Raw genomic sequence first — 16,424 nt, 5'->3', positions numbered from 1 at the left:
TCCGGCGGGATGAGAGCGACGAAATAGCAAACGCGATTTGCGGAGCGAGCATCAGCGAGCGAGATTTGCGTGGATTTGCGGTTTTTTTTCAAGCGAAGCCACGCTCACCACTGATCCGCTTACTTTTCCCAAAAAAAGCGGCTAAATCTTTTCGTGGAATTCCGTGTGTTCAGTGTGTTCCCGCGAAGCGGTGAGCAGGCCAAAGGCATGCGATACGTGGTTACTCCAAACGAGACCACCTACAAAAAATTCCTTTTCCTTATGCTAGTTCATACCGCGTAACTTCTATCATAATGCAAAACATTCGCTACCGCGTAACTTCGATTAGAAAAAATAACTAAATCTTTTTCAGGTATCATACAACCCCGGCAGAGTCCTTAACCTCTCGCACAACCAATATATCTGTCATCTATGCCCCATGTCCCTGAACTTCTTGCCCCCGCGGGTTCTCCCGCTGCCCTCAGAGCCGCAGTCTCCGCAGGAGCGGACGCCGTATATCTCGGAGGCAAGACATTTGGGGCACGCCAGTACGCAGCAAACTTCTCCCGCGAGGAACTTACTGACGCCGTCACCTATGCACACCAGAACGGTGTGAAAATCTATGTCACCGTCAACACACTCGCAGACGATGAGGAACTTCCGGGAGTCGCCGAGTATCTGATCTTTCTCTCGAAAATCGGTGTTGACGCAGTCCTTGTGCAGGATCAGGGAGTGCTTGCAGCAGCATGCGAGGTTGCCCCGGACCTTCCGCTGCACGCATCAACCCAGATGACCATTCACAACACCGCAGGCATCAGGTTCGCAGCAGAACACGGCATCTCCCGCGTGGTGCTCGCCCGGGAACTGCCGATCGAAGACATCAAAGCTATCGGAGAAGTGGCAAAAGAGTACGGCGTTGAGCTTGAAGTCTTCTGTCACGGCGCAATCTGTTACGCATACTCAGGCCAGTGTCTCTTCTCTTCTGTCATCGGCGGTAGAAGCGGCAACCGCGGCATGTGTGCGCAGCCGTGCAGAAAACCCTACACACTTCTTGCAGACGGAGACGTCATCGCTGCACAGGGAAACTATCCGCTCTCGCCCCGCGACCTCTGCCTCTACCCGTACTTAGAACAACTCTGCGACGCCCCGATCGCCGCACTCAAAATTGAAGGACGGATGAAAACCCCTGAGTATGTTGCGCTCGTCACCGACGCATACCGCCATGCGCTTGACACCATCGCCGCAGGAGAAGAGTTTCATCCCGAGACCGAGGTCATGGAAGACCTCGCTTTCGCCTTCAACCGCGGCTTCACCAAAGGCTACCTGCTTGGCGACAAAGGACCGGCGTTCATCAACACCAAAAAGCCGGACAACCGCGGAGTGTATGCCGGAGTCGTCAACGGTATTGACGACAGCCGCGGCAAAGTTATCGTAAAAATCGACGGCCCGATTCCTGACACCGGCGACGGTCTCGTCTTCCGGTTCGCCGGCCGCGACATAGGATTTGCCTTAAACAAAGAGCCGTACATTTTTCCGGAAGGAGATGCCTACAAAATTCCGGCACCGCCGGATGTGGTCGTCGGCAGCGAGCTGTGGATCACGCGCCGCATGAGGACCGAACGAAGGGCGGCCTCGATCATCTCCCGCCAGCGACAGGGACGAATACCGCTCGACATCACGGTCGGCATCAATGACGAAGGACACCTCGCGATCATCGGCCACGGCGCTGCTGCGGTCAGCGAAACTCCGATGCAGGATGCACAGACGCGGCCGGTCACGGCTGATGCCCTCGCGCAACAATTGGAGAAGACCGGCGGCACACCGTTTGTCATCCGCAGCATTGCAATGAACTATGACGGGTCAAAGTTCCTGCCGATGGGAGCAATCAACGATCTCCGGAGGAGATACCTCGCCGCATGTGAAAGTCTGCTTGCAGCACCGCCGGCCCGCAACCACCGACCCTTCACCGACAAAGGAGCCGCGGTTGTTTCAAAGACTACACCGATTCTTCAGGTGTACACCGACAGCGTTGTCGGCGCAAAAACCGCCTGCTCAGCAGGGGCTGCCCAAGTGGTCTACGAAGGATTTGATGAGATCTATGATCATGCGATCATCTACAAACTTCCGCGAATCCTTCACGAGGAACAGCTGGCAAAAGCCCTGGCAAAAATTCCTGCGTCAGCCGCAGGGGTCATGGTTGACGGCATCGGTATTGCCGAAGAGATCAAAGGGATGCAAAAGTACGGCGGTGCCGGACTCAACATCACCAACGCCCGTGCAGCAATGGTCTACGGCAAAACCTGCCGACAGCTCTGCCTCTCCCCTGAACTTTCAGGAAAACAGATCAAAACCCTCATTGAACATCTCGCCGCGTACTCCCATCCGCCCAAGACCGAAGTGATTGTGCAGGGCAATCTCGAAGTGATGATTACTCAGAACTGTATCCCGGCGACCGCTCTCGGGTGTCGGAGCTGCAACCAGTCATGGGCGCTCAAGGACAGCACCGGTCGTATTTTCCGTGCCCGGACTGATGCAGACTGCCGCGGACATATTCTGAACGCAGTAGAAATCTGTCTGATCGATCATGTCGGAAGACTCGCAGCAGCTGGAGTGGACGTCATCTCAATCGATGCCCGCGGCAGATCACCTGAGTACATCAGGAGAATGGTCGCAGTCTACACCGCAGTGATGGAAGGGGAAAATCCGAAAGATCTCAAAGAACAGATCAAAGAGATAGCTTCCGGCGGCGTGACCGCTGCCCACTATCTCCGTGGTGTCGAAAAACAGTAAAAGAAAGGTTACGCGATCGTAACCGCACCAAGAATCAGCCAGTCGTCACCAGCAGGAAGAATATACTCCAGCCTGAGTTCATATGCTCCTCCAGTGGTCTCTTTGGGCGTGTAGACATACTGTTTGCCTCCCCCATCCTTTGCAAGAATAATTGCGTCTCTAGTGATGGAGCCGCCGAGAATATCTGTCATACCCAGATAATTTTCACCGACAAACTGGGGATATTGGGGATCTGCAAGAGTGGTTCCGTTATAATCCATCGCAAAAAACCTCATGTTGTTCCTCGGAGCATACGAACCGACAGGATCATTGAGCGTTGCAATCGCCGTATCTTTATCGACCGACTGAGCATAGGTCTGAACCGACCGGAGATAACTGGTGATGTTTTCCCGGACCTCGGCTGGGACGTGCAGGTTGGAGTAGTTGCCAAAGGAACCTGCTGCGATGTACCAGTCATCATCCACTTGTACAATATAACTCAGCTTCAGCTGCTCAGTCATGTTCTCGGCAGGATTTGGATACAGATACGCAACGTATCCTCCGCCCTGCATCGCCCGTTTGTGGATGAGATCTCCTGCTTCAACGCCGTTGCTGTCAACAGCATAGCTGATCGGATTTCCGAGGAGAGAGTGATCATAGGCATCGGCAAGCATGGTTTTGTTGCGGTCAAAGGCGAAGATGCTGTACTCCTGTGTCGTGAACCGACCGTTCGGATCGGAAAATTCGGCGAGAGCTGCGTCTTTACCGACTTCATCGACAAAAATCAGTGCTGAGTGGACAAACTCTTCCAGCGTCTGATCGGTTGACGGCACCGCACGGACCAAGTTTTGCCTGCTGTTCTGTTTGGCAGTGATCATCACAAGCAATTTCTGATCGCCGGTGTGACCGATTGGAACCGTATCCCAAGTGACCACATAGTTCATCGGTTTGAGATCACTGTAGCTGTAGCCGGTGTAAACAGCCATGCCCGAGGTGTTTCCAAGAGCTTGTCCAAACACACGATACAGCCCTGCCCTGTCGGGCGTGTTCAGATCACGCATGTTTTTGCCGGACAACTCCGAGTACGGACTGTGGAGGATAAATCCGTCATCAGCGACCAGCCAGTACTGCCAGTCAGCCGCGTCCGCATACTCAGATCTGACCTCTCCAAAGTAATGGGAAGTATCAATCAGTGCGGTGACATAGCCCGTGGTTTCCGGCCCTGAATGAATCACAATTCCCGGCACCGAATGATTTCTGAGATTGAATTTATCAAATGTGATTGTCTGGTCGGTATGGTACCTGTTCAAATGATCTGTCCAGTTGCCAATCACGATGTCGCGGTAGTTTGCCGGAAAAACCGTGGTCACATGACCGGTCTCGTTCACGAACGCCACAACGCTGAAAGAAGGCATGGATGAGTAAATTTCTGAAAGAATAGCAGTTGTCTGAGTCGTGTTATCCGGGTCGCCTGCAATGCGCTCGGCACCCGGTTGGATCATATCCAGATACGACAGCTGAATTTTTGTCATGGAGTCGGCAAGAGAACGGGTAGCTTCCATCTGCTTCGCATACTTTTGTTCGAATGCCTCATCACTCTCCGGCAGAATGCAGGCGGCAGAAAATACCGCGACAACTGCGAGGAGGGCAACTTCAAGTCCAATAACAATTTTCCGATTCATGTATCTCTTTGCACCTCACTCCACAGACAACTTTTATCATAAATATCGTTTTGAGGATTTATAATATAACCCATACAGTACTCTATAATTGGCTATCGAAATACTATGATTATGATGAAAACTGCCGAATAAACAAAGATAATATGCCGCTAAAATTAAATTCAAAGCACAGAGCTAAAAGAAATACAGATATAACCAGAACAGAAATATAATACACAAATCGCAGATCAGTTTTGATCGCAGTCTAAAACACAGCATCACCGGATTTTTTTCACCCTTTTCGCTGTGCGGCAGGCAAAGGATGTGATAATGATGCACAAAAATACCCATACCAGCTATGAACTTGCGGTTATTCTTCTTGCCGTAACCCTTGCATCGTTTCTGATTCCGATATTTGTGGCGATGGTGAACATCGCGCTTCCGGCGATAGGGGCAGCGTTTGCTGTTCCCTCAGAGACGCTCGCGATACTTTCGACTACGTATCTCGTCAGCTCGGTGATTTTTCTTGTGCCGGCAGCACGGCTCGCCGACATTGTGGGTCTGAAGAAGATATGCGTCACCGGTCTTTGTATTACGGCTCTGGCGACGGTTGTTGCGCCGTTTTCGTCATCGATCGGTATGCTGCTGGTCTGCCATGCAGTGGCAGGCATCGGACTTGCATGCGTTATCAGCAACACGATTGCGATTCTTTCGGTTGCCTATCCGCCGATGAGGAGAGGGGCTGCGATCGGTATCGCAGTTGCCGGAGTCTATCTCGGACTTACCGCAGGACCGCTGATTGGAGGGGCGCTGACGCAAGTGTTCGGTTGGACAAGCATCTACTTCTTTGTCTTTGCTCTGTGCCTCGCGACTGCGGTGATGATCAAAGTGTCGGTAAAATCTGAAATAGTTACAACACCGGGCCAGCCGTTTGATCTCCGCGGATCGATTCTCTACGGAGTAACGATTCTGTTTCTGATGTCAGGTCTCATCAGAATCCCGGATCCCGCGGCAATTGTAAGTCTGGTGATCGGGGCAGTCCTTCTGGTGATGTTTGTTTGGTTCGAGAAGAAAACTCCGTATCCGGTGTTTGCGATCCGACTGTTTACCGAGAACAAGGTGTTCGCCAGAGCGAATCTGACGACGATGATTAACTATGGCGCAACCTTTGCCGTGAGCTTTTTCATGAGTCTCTACCTGCAGCAGATCGGTGCGTTAACACCGATGGAGGCAGGTTTTGTTATGATGGCAATGCCGATTGTGCAGATGATATTCTCCCCGATCACGGGAAAACTCTCTGACAAAATCGATGGCAGAATCATTATGACCGCAGGTCTTATTGTGACCGGTATCGGAATGGCGCTGTTCGGATTTATCGGGACTGATTACAATCAGACCGCCATCATCATCAATCTGGCAGTGGTCGGCTTTGGTATTGCACTGTTTGGCGCACCAAACACGAATCTTATTCTCGGTTCGGTGGAGAGAAAGGACAACGGCAGTGCGAACAGTATTCTTGCGACCACGCGTCAGATGGGAATGGTGGTCTCAATGGCAATTGCAACCTGCATTATTCTGCTGTTCTACAGCAACACCTCGGGCGCAGGACTGGTTGCTGCAATGCATGCGACGTTTGCCGTGAGTGCGGTTCTGTCGTTTGCGGCGGCAGTGGTCGGGTGGACGGCGAAGAAGAGTTCGTGAGAACGATTTGGATCTGAAACGCGAAGAACGCGAATAAAAAATCGCCAATGGCGATTTTTCAAAAAATATTTCTGAGCAAAGAGAGTTGTCCAAAAATAATCAATATAAATAATATTTTTATTCGCGCTATTCCGCGAAGCTGCGAAGCAGTGAGCATGCCTTCGGCATGCGACTCGCGTTTCGGACATTTCCTTTCATGCCCATTCATAACTATTATACGAGCCCGCGTCGATAACAAAGTATGCAGGCGGCTTACCAGTACACCATTCGGGAGATGCGAATGGTGCTGATTGCTGCTGCGCTTGCCTCGTTCCTCAGTCCGTTTCTTGGTTCGATGGTGAACGTCGCAATCCCTGCGATAGGAATAACCTACACCGCAACCGCTGAGTCGCTCGCGATGCTCTCAACAGCGTACCTGATAAGTTCCGTCGTGTTCATGGTGCCTGCCGCCCGGGTTGCAGATCTCATCGGTCGCAAAAAAATATTTCTCGCAGGAATTTTTATTCTCGCCGTCTCCTCAATCCTCGCGCCTCACTCACCGACCATTGAAGTCCTGATCCTTTGCAGAATATTGGAGGGAATCGGCGTTGCCGCGATCACCAGCAACTCAATAGCCCTTCTCTCTGCAGTCTACCCGCCGCAGAAACGCGGAGCGGTAATCGGGTATGCGGTATCCGCCGTGTTCCTCGGCCTGTCCGCAGGCCCGATCCTCGGCGGCTTTATGACACAGATGTTTGACTGGCACAGCATCTTTTACTTTGTTGTCGTGCTCTGCATAGTTGCGTTTATCGCGGTCTGGTTCTCCATCTCGCATGATATCAGAGAAAGTGCCGGCGAGCCGTATGACTATCTGGGCACGTTTGTTTACATGCTTTTGATCATCTCAATCGTGCTCGGTTTGATCAATCTGCCTGAGCTTTGGGCAGTCGGATTGTTTGCCGTAGGCGTGTGCATTTTCCTGCCGCTGTTTTTCTTCACAGAGAAGAGAACCGCATATCCGGTGTTTGCAATCCGGCTGTTCGACAAAAATCCGGTGTTCACCCGCGGCAACATTGCAACGGTGATAAACTTCGGAGCAACATATGCGATCAGTTTTTTCCTGAGCATGTATCTCCAGTTCGCAGGACTTTTAACACCGGTTCAGGCAGGGGTTGTGCTTGTTGCGATGCCGTTTACCCAGATGATCTTTTCCCCGCTGGCAGGAAAAATCTCTGATAAGATAGAACCGCGATATCTCACGACCGCAGGAATGCTGGTGATGTCGGTTGGCTTATGTGTTCTTCTCCAGCTTGGAGAGGTACCCAACCTGCCAGCACTTATTGCAACGCTTATGGTGATGGGCTTTGCCGTGGCGCTTTTTGCATCCCCGAACAACAATATGATCTTAGGGTCGGTGCAGCGTCATGATTACGGCAGTGCAAACAGCATTATCGGAACGATGCGGCAAATGGGCATGGTTCTCTCCATGGGTCTTGCGACCTGTTTCATCTCGATTTATCTGGGAACCACCACCAACATGGCGGGAAATCTTGATGCGTTTCTTGATGCGATGCACTGGTCGTTCTTCTGCGGAATGATTTTTTGTCTGATCGCTGCCGTATTGTCGTTCACCTGTAAGACAGGGACCGCATCCAAATAATTATCCGTGCAAAAATCAATCTGATTCGTAATGAAGAGACTGTGGATTGTAGTTCTGATTGTATGTGCGGGGCTGGTGTTTTCTGCCGGATGCGTTTCAACGCCTGAGACAACGAATCCAACGGCGACTCCTACCCCCACAGCGACGCCGACGTTTTCACCGACCGGTATGACCGATGACGATACACTGAACGCCGCAGGATATGGGACGCACGAATACCAGCGAGTACTGATGAAAAAGGGACCAACAACGTTCCATGCAACCTTTGATGGTCCCGGAACGTTTACGATGGACATCACGCTGCATGGTGCGGATGTGGTGCAACCGTTCTACAAACGCGGGGCGTTTGATGAGACGGTGACGGTGGATATCGGTTCAACGCAGTACTATTATGTGACCGTGACCGGTCTTGGCAACTGGACGCTTGTCCAGAGCTGAGAATATTTTTCTTTTTTAGGTTTGATGGTGCTCTTTACAGAGCAAAAATTCACGCATCACCAAACTTATCATGCCATGTTCCCGTGACGCGGCCGCCAAGCGCAAGTTTCCCGAGCGCCCGGTCAACCGCAGGAAGTACGCCGCGTGGCTGAACACCGGAAAAAGGCGTTCCCGGCAGCGGTGTTAAGTAATGAACATGGACTTTGCCGAATCTGACAACATCCTTCACGAGCGAAAGTGTTGCCTCCTCATCCTCATCCGTCTCAAAAGGAAACCCGAAGATAACATCGACGACCGGCTCAAGACCAACACTCCTGCACACATCAAGCGCCGCATACACGTCGGCAAGTGTGTGGCCGCGTCCCATTTTTTCGAGGACCGCGTTTGAGCCAGACTGGGCACCGAAGTGAAGCTTCGTATTCGCACAGTACCGGACCACGAGCTCAGCAGTCTCGCGGCTCACAAACTCAGGCCGCACCTCGCAGGGAAACGTTCCGAAGTAGAGATGATTCTTCGGCATCGAAGAGAGCAGCCGTTCCAGCTTCTCCACGTCAGGCGTTCTGCCGTCGGGTGATCCGTAGGCAAACGCGTTCGGCGTTACAAATCGTGCGTCGCGGTAATGGCTCGCCGCCTCCACAATAGATTCGCGGGACCGGTGCCGCATTTTTGCTCCGTGAAGGCGTGGCGTCTGGCAGTAGCCGCAGTGGAACGGACAGCCGCGGGAGATCTCCATGTAACCTTTCATCCGAGTAAAGCAGGGAAACCCGTCAAGACGAACTGAGTGATCGATAGGAGTGAGGCCCGCCCTCGTCGCAACGCCCGGAATTCCTGCACCGGAATTTCCTGAAAAAAGTGCCGAGAGCAGACGCGACAGCGTCCGTTCTCCTTCGCCGACTATGACATAGTCGGCGACTTCGGCAACCTCCTCCCACTCAGCAGAAGCATGAGGACCGCCTGCAATCGTAATCTGATCAGCAGACGCGATTTCATCCCGACAGCGGGAAAACTCCACACTGTTCAGACTGTAGCAGACGATGTCGCCTTCCGGCGCATCGACCGGCTCAAGAATGAAACCGTACTGTTCGCAGGCCGCATACAAAGCCGCGTAGCTGTTTCGTGACGCAGGAATATATCGCCAGACCGCAATCATTGTGCAGCAGACACTTCGCCTGTGTCGCCGTTAACCGTAACGACTCCGGAAAGTTGTGCTGCATCACCGTTCAGCCGGTCAACCATCGGAATGCCGGAGATGATTGCACCAATCGCAATGATCGTCTCGCACTCGGTGTTGATGATCGCTGCCGGCGCGACATTATTTTTCGCCAGACCATACATCACATACGATCCAACCGTCGAACCTTTTCCGTACGGGAAGGCAAGAACTTTTCCTGCGACGGTTTTGCCGTGCAGAGGATGTTTCTGATCGATGATAACACCGGTTTTTGCATCGACACCGCCAAGGAAGGAGATCGGCGTATCAGTATAGAGAAGTTCGCCGGTACCGACACCTTTGGAAATGCTGCGGCCTGTAAGAGTCATACTCTACTATTGGTAATAATCCAACATAAAGCCCCGCAAAATCTTTATTCATAGCTGCCTGAGAAAAACACTGAACATCCATGCGGCATCACAAAATATCACGAAATTTTGTGTGCCCAGTGTTTTGGTGTGGAAATCAAATACCGATTCCATTTTCATTGGGGAGTTAAGATTTCTGTGGTTACTTCAAGCGAAGTCGCACACAAAAAATTCCCACTAACGAAAATTATTTTTTTCATGCGAAAGCCAGAACATTTTTTCAAATAGAAAGTACGCGGTGAATATTTTCAAACACGAGCCGCATGCCTTTGGTCTGTTGTTCGTGTTTCAAAAAAATTCTTGATCAAAATCTGTACCGCGCAAAGTACCAAGAAAAAAATTTCAAAAAAAATATCAGATGCAGATCATAAAGATCAGCAGCGTCACCAGAAACGAAACCAACAACAGCAGCACTGAGAGCGGCAGAAGATTCGTCACCATCGCATTCACTGTTGAAGACAACTGAACAGTTCTGGTCGTGCCGAACACCTCCACATCGCGGCAGAGACCGGTTGCAACCGCGGCCTCAGCAGGAGAAAGATCCGCGATCGCCTCAAGAACCGCCTCCAGCAGATGGGGAAGAATCTGTTCCGGAGATACCGCCATGCCGACCGGGTTTCTGCCGGAGATCGTATTCACCACATGCGAGTCGGTCGTAAGAATCTCAGCTTCATTGAGGCCCAGGCCAATCACAGCATTTCGCAGCACTTCCCGGACACCCATGTGAACATTGTTCCCGTCAAACAACACATACGCAGTCTTTGCACCGAGAACTTCGGTGACCATCACTAAAACACCCATGTCCCCAAAACCCTCCTCGCGGGAGAACGGCAGAATCTTATGGGACACGCCGACCGAAAACTCCGCAAGCTCAGCATCAGACTGAAGCTCCATCGCATTTCGCGACGCAGTGATGTACTCAGCCCCGGTTTTGGAAGCAGGCAGCACGACAGATGTCACCTCAACCATACAGTTGTGCGCATCCACAAACCCGATATTCTCATACCAGTGATGACCCTCTGCCATCACAATCGCCCCGACCGAGTAATCAAGATCCTCGGTCATCTCAGGAGACCGGGTGGTGACCAGAAGAATTGAGTTGCCAAACCGCTGGGAAAGAACCGACACCGTTCCAAAGTTCGTCCGCATCGGCAGAGTTGCGACAGGAGTGTAGGCAAGACTCTTTCGCGTCTCATTAATCGCGTCGGCAATTTTTTCGCACTCGTCTTCAGAGACCAAGTTAAAATCATGCGTCGCACAGCCGTGCGAGATGAACACCGTCTCGTTCTCGGAAAACTCATCATGAAGATGTTTTGGATAGTTGCCGCCGCCAACCTCAGACAAGGGTCCAGGGTGAAGATTTGGAACAACAAACAAAATATCCTTCTTGCCCTGACGGCGGAAGAAGAAACTTGTCTCCGGCACTGTTACTGCCTCGCCGATTGTGCGGAAGTAATCCTCTAAAGATTTTGAACCGTCCGTCAGATGCGCAAGAAATGCATTGATGAACTGCATCGCAGAAATGCCATGGGCTTTTCTGAGTGGTCGGTCGAACAGGATCAAGAAACTGATAATGCCGATCGAAAAGATCACAATCGAAAGAACCGCAGGAAGAAGATACGAAGTCCCAAACAGATACACCCCGAGAATTACGCCGGCAATTGTCTGAACGGCCGCTGGCAGATACATTCGCACAATCCGGTAATCTGAAATTGCGGTTAGGACCAGCAGACGAATCGCAAGAATAAATCCGAGGCCGAACACATAGGCAAGCGCTGCGTCCAGCACAAGACCGATCAGCATCCAGAACAGGGAAAAGATCATGCCGGCAAGAGCTACAAGAGCCGACCGGTTCCAGGTAAGCTTCTCGGTTCCCAGCAGATCCACCAGAGGTTTCGTGAGAAACAGTGCAATAACTGCGGCAACCGCAAAGACCGTACCGTACATCATCCCTCCCGGGACACGGACGAGATAGCCGACCGCGTCCACAAGAGCGCCGATCACGAGAATTATTATCAGCGACTGCCACCAGACCGGCGCTGAGAAAAGATATTTTGAAAGATTTTCCGTTTTTGCTTCAGTAGCCATGTGTAGTTTCACCAGAATTTTTCTATATGGACGATTCCTCTGCCGCAGGAGAGTTCGGTTGTACATCCTGCATACAGAACAGGCGAGGAGAAACAGGGTGCCGCAAGAGTCAGCGACTCATACTCCCCGCCTTCCCCTGCAATGTGAATTCTCCGCTTCGCAGAAATTTTGCAGAGCACATCGATCAAATCATCGTCGATGCGTTTGCCAAGAACATTTTCTCCAAGACCGTCAGCCGCGGTTACCACAATCCGCACATCCATACGGTCGGCAACCTCGCGGAGAAGAGCGAGAGGATCCATCTTCCACAGCGGAGCAAAGAGAGCGATCCCAAGTTCATCACAGATTGCCGCAACCCGTGATCTCTGGTACTCAGACTCAATTGCCCCGACAATCACTCCCTCGATCTGAAGAGCGGCAAGGCCGTTCTTCAGATCCAGCAGCTCGGCCTCCTTCTCGCCGTCACTCGGGATGCCGACATAGGTAAGGCCGCACCGTTCGGCAATTACCGGAACCGCAGAAAGGTTTGCCGAGTGAAACATATAGGAGTCAGGATTTTTCGGGACGACCGTGACCATGTAGGTGACATCCATCCCGGCATCGAGTGCTTTCTGCAAAGCAAGTATGGAATCTTTTCCTCCGGATGTCAGCGCTGCCCAGGTCATGGTTACTCATTCTTTTTCAGTGTGCCGAAATGCTCGGCATACCGCTGTTCCATTTCTGTCCAGTCAGGAAGATTGGTCTGTGTTCCAACTTTTTCCACCGCAAACGAGGAAGTGACAGCACCAATCTTACAGCATACCGGAAGGGCGAAGCCCTTGCGGTATGCGGTGAGAAGTCCGGCACGATATGCGTCTCCTGCTCCGGTCGGGTCCACCAGCGTCACCGGACACGCAGGGATTGCAATCGCATCACCGTTTCGGTGAAGGACACTGCCATCCTTTCCCTTCGTGAGAATCGCGGTGGGGACTGCTGCGATCAGATCACTTTCGGTCCAGCCGAGTTTTTCACACATGATCTCAACCTCGAAGTTGTTGCAGATGAGAATATCAATCGACGCAAACAGCGATTCAAGATGATCTGCTTCATAATATTTGACGTCCTGGCCCGGATCAAAGGTGGCAAACTCTGCCTGCTCGGCAATTCTCACATTGAACGCTGCGTCTCCTGTCGCCATGTGAACGAAAGAAAGAGCAGGAGCAACCGCTGTCCCGAACAGTTCGCCGGCCCCCCACTCAAAGTAGGTGATCTGGTTGCCGTCGCAGTCATTGACCATGAAGGCGGTTGAACAGTTCTGGGAATCGGTTGCAAAAAGTCTGGTCGCAACACCGATCTCTTTGAGATGGCGTTCGTAGCTGCTGCCCGGATAATCCCTGCCGACCGCTGCGATCAGTTCAGAAGAGCCGCCGAGTTTTGCAATGCCGACCGCGATGTTTGCGGCCCCTCCGCCATAGTAGTTTCTGCGGTCGAGGACTCTGCATGAAGTGCCGAGCTTTGGATACTCGGCAATGGAGAGAATATAGTCATTGCAGAGATGGCCGGTGACGGAGATGAGCTGGTCAGGCATGGTTTTCTCCTTCGATTGCATCGATACAGTAGGTCGCAAGCGGAATGTCGCGGACAGCTTTGCCGATGACGGATTTTGCAATCCGCTCTGCATGGTCCTCGCCTTCTGCGTTGAAGACTTTCATGGACAAAAGAAGTCCGACCATTCCGGTCCGGGCAACAACTAAGGCACTGTTGATCTCATCTCCGCAGTAAGGACACGGCATGACCATGACGTCAACATCCACAAACTTTGCCGAAGGGTGCAGACGTTTTCCTGCTTCACTCACGGCAATGCCGATGACGTCCTGTGTGGTCGTCACATCCTTTACCGTCCAGGCTGCTTCCAGTGTCACTCGATAGTCCGGCATAATTATTATGGTACTATTGGTGCCTGCCAGATATCATAGTGAGTATGACCCGAGGGGGCCATCCGCTCTGGTCCGCGAGCCGGAGCTTCACCTTTTCCGACGCAGAGGAGAGTGACCGGGCGGATGTGTGCAGGGAGATCAAGGATTCCTTTGACTTCGTTGTCATCGAATGCTCCGATCCAGCAGGTGTGAAGACGCCTGGCGTGGGCTGCGAGCATCATGTAGGTCGCGGCAATTGTTGCGTCTTCGACGGCAAACATAATTCCCCGGTCGCCATACCGCGACATGGAGCGGACATAGTTTGCACATACGCAGAATACGCAGCCTGAGTCTCTGATCTGATGCTGGTTTCCTGCGGCATCGGAGAGCATCTCAAGTTGGCCCGGGTCAGTTACGATCACGACATCCCATGCTTCGAGGTTTCCTGCTGACGGGGCTTTGGATGCGGCAGTGAGGAGATACTCTGCGTCTTCTTCGCTGATGCAGTCTCCGTCGTACTCGCGGACCGAGACGCGGGTTGCGAGGAAGTGGAGGAACTCAGAGGAGTCCATGGCTGTGGAGTACTTCCCATGCGGTGGCGGCGGCAGTGGTGATGGGGACCATTGCTTCTCCCGCTTTTTCAGATGCAAGACCGAACTGGTTGGACTCGGCAAGGCTGATGACTTCGTACAGGACATCAGCGGCTTTGCCGAACTCTTCGCTGCCGGTGAAGGAGGCGGCAGCTTTTGAGTCTGCTGCGAGTGCTTCGGTGATATTGATGAGCATGCGTTTTGCGCCGGCTTTTTCTTCTTTTTTGAGGGAGGGGATGGTGAGGAACTGGTGGGCAAGCATCATGATGTCGAGCTTGAGCCGCTCGGCAAAGTGATACTGGGTCAGGGCGTCCTTCGCTTGAAGTGTCATGCCATATAGTTAGGAGGGGCGATTCAATAAAAATGTGGTATTGGATAGGGTGTGTATGAGCTGAGATTTTTCGAGTAATGAAAATGATTTTCGTTAATTGGGGATTCAGGATATGCGGCTTAAGTTTGATATTTTTGTGAACAGAAAAAAAACAACGACGTCCCGGCTGGGACTTGAACCCAGGTCAAAAGCTCCGCAGGCTTCTAGGATATCCTCTACCCTACCGGGACATTACACCTTTGTGCTCTAATACATTAGAGCAGCAGTGATATAAACCCACCGTTTCGCATTCTAACCCCGTCTAAGAAAAAATTAGATGCCGATCAGGATACTCTTCGGCTCGGTAAATTCGTAGATAAAATCAGTACCATTTTCCCGACCATAGCCGGAATCTTTGGTGCCGCCGAAGGGAATTTCCGGCGGAAGGATCAGATGCTTGTTCACCCAGACCACGCCTGATCGGATCATGTCAGCCGCGGTGTAGGCGGTCGTAATATCCTTGGTCCATATCGACGCGCCAAGTCCGTAAGGAGTACTGTTGGCAATCTCCACAGCATCATCCAGCGTCTCAAACAAAATCACCGGCATTACAGGACCAAAGATCTCTTCACGCACCGCATCATGAGCTACATTCGTGAGCAGTGTTGGAGCATAGAAATTTCCTGCTCCATCCATCTTTCTTCCGCCGCACACGAGCGTTCCACTCTGATCTTCAACAATTTTGTCCACCGCAGACGCGACTGCATCACGTTGAATTGGATTATTCAGCGGCCCCATGTTCACCTTTTCAAGTCCGTTGCCGACTGACAGTTTCTCAATTGCTGCCTTCGCTTTCCTCACAAACTCGTCCGCAACTTTTGCATCAACCAGAACCCGCTTCGCCGATGTACATACCTGACCGCAGTTGTAGAACCGGTTGCGAACGGCGCCGGTAACAGCCGCGTCGATGTCTGCGTCAGCAGCAACGATGAACGCATCATTTCCTCCAAGCTCAAGCGTCAGCCTCTTGAGTTTCGGCGCTGCCGCAAGAGCGACCGAACGACCCGTCGCAACAGAGCCGGTGAAAGAAACATGCCTGATGTCAGGATTTCGGACAATTGCATCGCCGACGACTGAGCCGGGACCGGTCACCACATTCATCGCACCGCCGAAAACTCCGGCACGAACCAAAATCTCGGCGAGCCTGAGAATGGTCAGCGGAGCAGTATCTGACGGCTTTGCCACAACCGCATTACCGCAGGCAAGAGCGGCTCCCGCTTTCCATGCAAAAATCATCGCCGGCATGTTCCAGGGAACGATCGCACCACAGATGCCGATCGGTTTTCTGACAACATTCATGTACCCGTACTTCGGAAGAACCGCTGCATCACCGCGAACGCTGCCGGTCATCGACGCATAATACTCAAACACATGAGCGGTGCCAAGGATCTCATCCTTGGATTCGCGAAGCGGCTTTCCCTGCTCGGTGGTCAGAAGTGTTGCAAGCGAATCAGCCTCGGCACGGATTTGTGCTCCGGCATTTATCAGAACGCGGGCTTTGTCCGCGGGACTGATGCTTGCCCATTTCAGCTGATCAACTCCCGCCACATCAACCACTGCGGCAACATCGTCTGCGGTTCCGGCAGGAATGGTGTCAATAACGCTTCCCGTCGCCGGATTAACAACCTGAACACTTTTGCCCGAGAGACTCTCGGTCGCCCTGCCGCCTACAAACATCTGCATAGTACTGGTAATGTATTACGGGAAGATGTTTAG

14 protein-coding genes and 1 tRNA gene are annotated in these 16,424 nt (G+C 52.1%); 4 read left to right on the top strand and 11 right to left on the bottom strand.

Annotation, left to right across the window (positions count from 1 at the left end; genetic code table 11):
* Window positions 1–411 precede the first annotated feature (411 nt).
* Window positions 412–2,769 (top strand): U32 family peptidase, encoded by a 2,358-nt coding sequence (locus McpCs1_RS07925; RefSeq protein ID WP_338096722.1) that lies wholly within the window; start codon window positions 412–414, stop codon window positions 2,767–2,769.
* An 8-nt stretch (window positions 2,770–2,777) separates the two neighbouring features.
* On the opposite strand, the gene McpCs1_RS07920 is transcribed toward McpCs1_RS07925, so the two are convergent.
* Window positions 2,778–4,430, bottom strand: a complete 1,653-nt coding sequence (locus McpCs1_RS07920; RefSeq protein ID WP_338096721.1) for a cache domain-containing protein — start codon at window positions 4,428–4,430, stop codon at window positions 2,778–2,780.
* Window positions 4,431–4,715: 285 nt separating this feature from the next.
* Here McpCs1_RS07920 and McpCs1_RS07915 point away from each other — a divergent pair, with 285 nt between their 5' ends.
* The 3 genes from McpCs1_RS07915 (at window position 4,716) to McpCs1_RS07905 (ending at window position 8,187) form a co-directional block, all read left to right on the top strand.
* Window positions 4,716–6,110 carry an MFS transporter gene (locus tag McpCs1_RS07915; protein WP_338096720.1) on the top strand — a complete coding sequence of 465 codons (1,395 nt, stop codon included), beginning with the start codon at window positions 4,716–4,718 and terminating at the stop codon, window positions 6,108–6,110.
* A 241-nt stretch (window positions 6,111–6,351) separates the two neighbouring features.
* The gene (locus McpCs1_RS07910; protein ID WP_338096719.1) at window positions 6,352–7,749 is read left to right on the top strand and encodes an MFS transporter; all 1,398 of its coding nucleotides are present in this window, start codon (window positions 6,352–6,354) and stop codon (window positions 7,747–7,749) included.
* Window positions 7,750–7,779: 30 nt separating this feature from the next.
* A complete protein-coding gene (locus tag McpCs1_RS07905) occupies window positions 7,780–8,187 on the top strand; it encodes a hypothetical protein (protein WP_338096718.1) in 408 nt (135 codons plus the stop codon).
* A gap of 49 nt (window positions 8,188–8,236) precedes the next feature.
* Here McpCs1_RS07905 and McpCs1_RS07900 read toward each other — a convergent pair whose 3' ends face one another.
* The 10 genes from McpCs1_RS07900 to McpCs1_RS07855 form a co-directional block, all read right to left on the bottom strand.
* Window positions 8,237–9,337 carry a TIGR04013 family B12-binding domain/radical SAM domain-containing protein gene (locus tag McpCs1_RS07900; protein ID WP_338096717.1) on the bottom strand — a complete coding sequence of 367 codons (1,101 nt, stop codon included), beginning with the start codon at window positions 9,335–9,337 and terminating at the stop codon, window positions 8,237–8,239.
* On the bottom strand, window positions 9,334–9,726 hold the full coding sequence (locus McpCs1_RS07895; protein ID WP_338096716.1) for a DUF126 domain-containing protein: 393 nt from the start codon (window positions 9,724–9,726) through the stop codon (window positions 9,334–9,336). Before McpCs1_RS07895 ends, McpCs1_RS07900 begins: the two co-directional genes overlap by 4 nt.
* A 393-nt stretch (window positions 9,727–10,119) precedes the next feature.
* On the bottom strand, window positions 10,120–11,853 hold the full coding sequence (locus McpCs1_RS07890) for a DUF2070 family protein (RefSeq protein ID WP_338096715.1): 1,734 nt from the start codon (window positions 11,851–11,853) through the stop codon (window positions 10,120–10,122).
* A gap of 8 nt (window positions 11,854–11,861) precedes the next feature.
* Window positions 11,862–12,518 (bottom strand): diphthine--ammonia ligase, encoded by a 657-nt coding sequence (locus McpCs1_RS07885; protein WP_338096714.1) that lies wholly within the window; start codon window positions 12,516–12,518, stop codon window positions 11,862–11,864.
* A gap of 2 nt (window positions 12,519–12,520) precedes the next feature.
* Window positions 12,521–13,420 (bottom strand): carbohydrate kinase family protein, encoded by a 900-nt coding sequence (locus tag McpCs1_RS07880; RefSeq protein WP_338096713.1) that lies wholly within the window; start codon window positions 13,418–13,420, stop codon window positions 12,521–12,523.
* Entirely contained in the window at window positions 13,413–13,769 is a 357-nt protein-coding gene (locus McpCs1_RS07875) for a DUF555 domain-containing protein (RefSeq protein ID WP_338096712.1), read from the bottom strand. The genes McpCs1_RS07880 and McpCs1_RS07875 overlap by 8 nt, the downstream gene beginning before the upstream one ends.
* A gap of 5 nt (window positions 13,770–13,774) precedes the next feature.
* Window positions 13,775–14,320, bottom strand: a complete 546-nt coding sequence (locus tag McpCs1_RS07870; RefSeq protein WP_338096711.1) for a nitroreductase family protein — start codon at window positions 14,318–14,320, stop codon at window positions 13,775–13,777.
* Complete coding sequence (locus tag McpCs1_RS07865) at window positions 14,307–14,669, bottom strand: hypothetical protein (protein ID WP_338096710.1); 363 nt, start codon at window positions 14,667–14,669, stop codon at window positions 14,307–14,309. Before McpCs1_RS07865 ends, McpCs1_RS07870 begins: the two co-directional genes overlap by 14 nt.
* A 158-nt stretch (window positions 14,670–14,827) precedes the next feature.
* Window positions 14,828–14,899: transfer RNA gene (locus tag McpCs1_RS07860), tRNA-Arg, on the bottom strand.
* Between the two features lie 82 nt (window positions 14,900–14,981).
* Window positions 14,982–16,391, bottom strand: coding sequence for an aldehyde dehydrogenase family protein (locus McpCs1_RS07855; protein ID WP_338096709.1), 1,410 nt, complete (start codon window positions 16,389–16,391; stop codon window positions 14,982–14,984).
* Window positions 16,392–16,424: the final 33 nt, after the last annotated feature.

Source organism: Methanorbis rubei, assembly GCF_032714495.1.
Classification (GTDB): Archaea; Halobacteriota; Methanomicrobia; order Methanomicrobiales; family Methanocorpusculaceae; genus Methanocorpusculum; species Methanocorpusculum rubei.
This window is presented reverse-complemented; position numbering and strand designations above follow the sequence as displayed.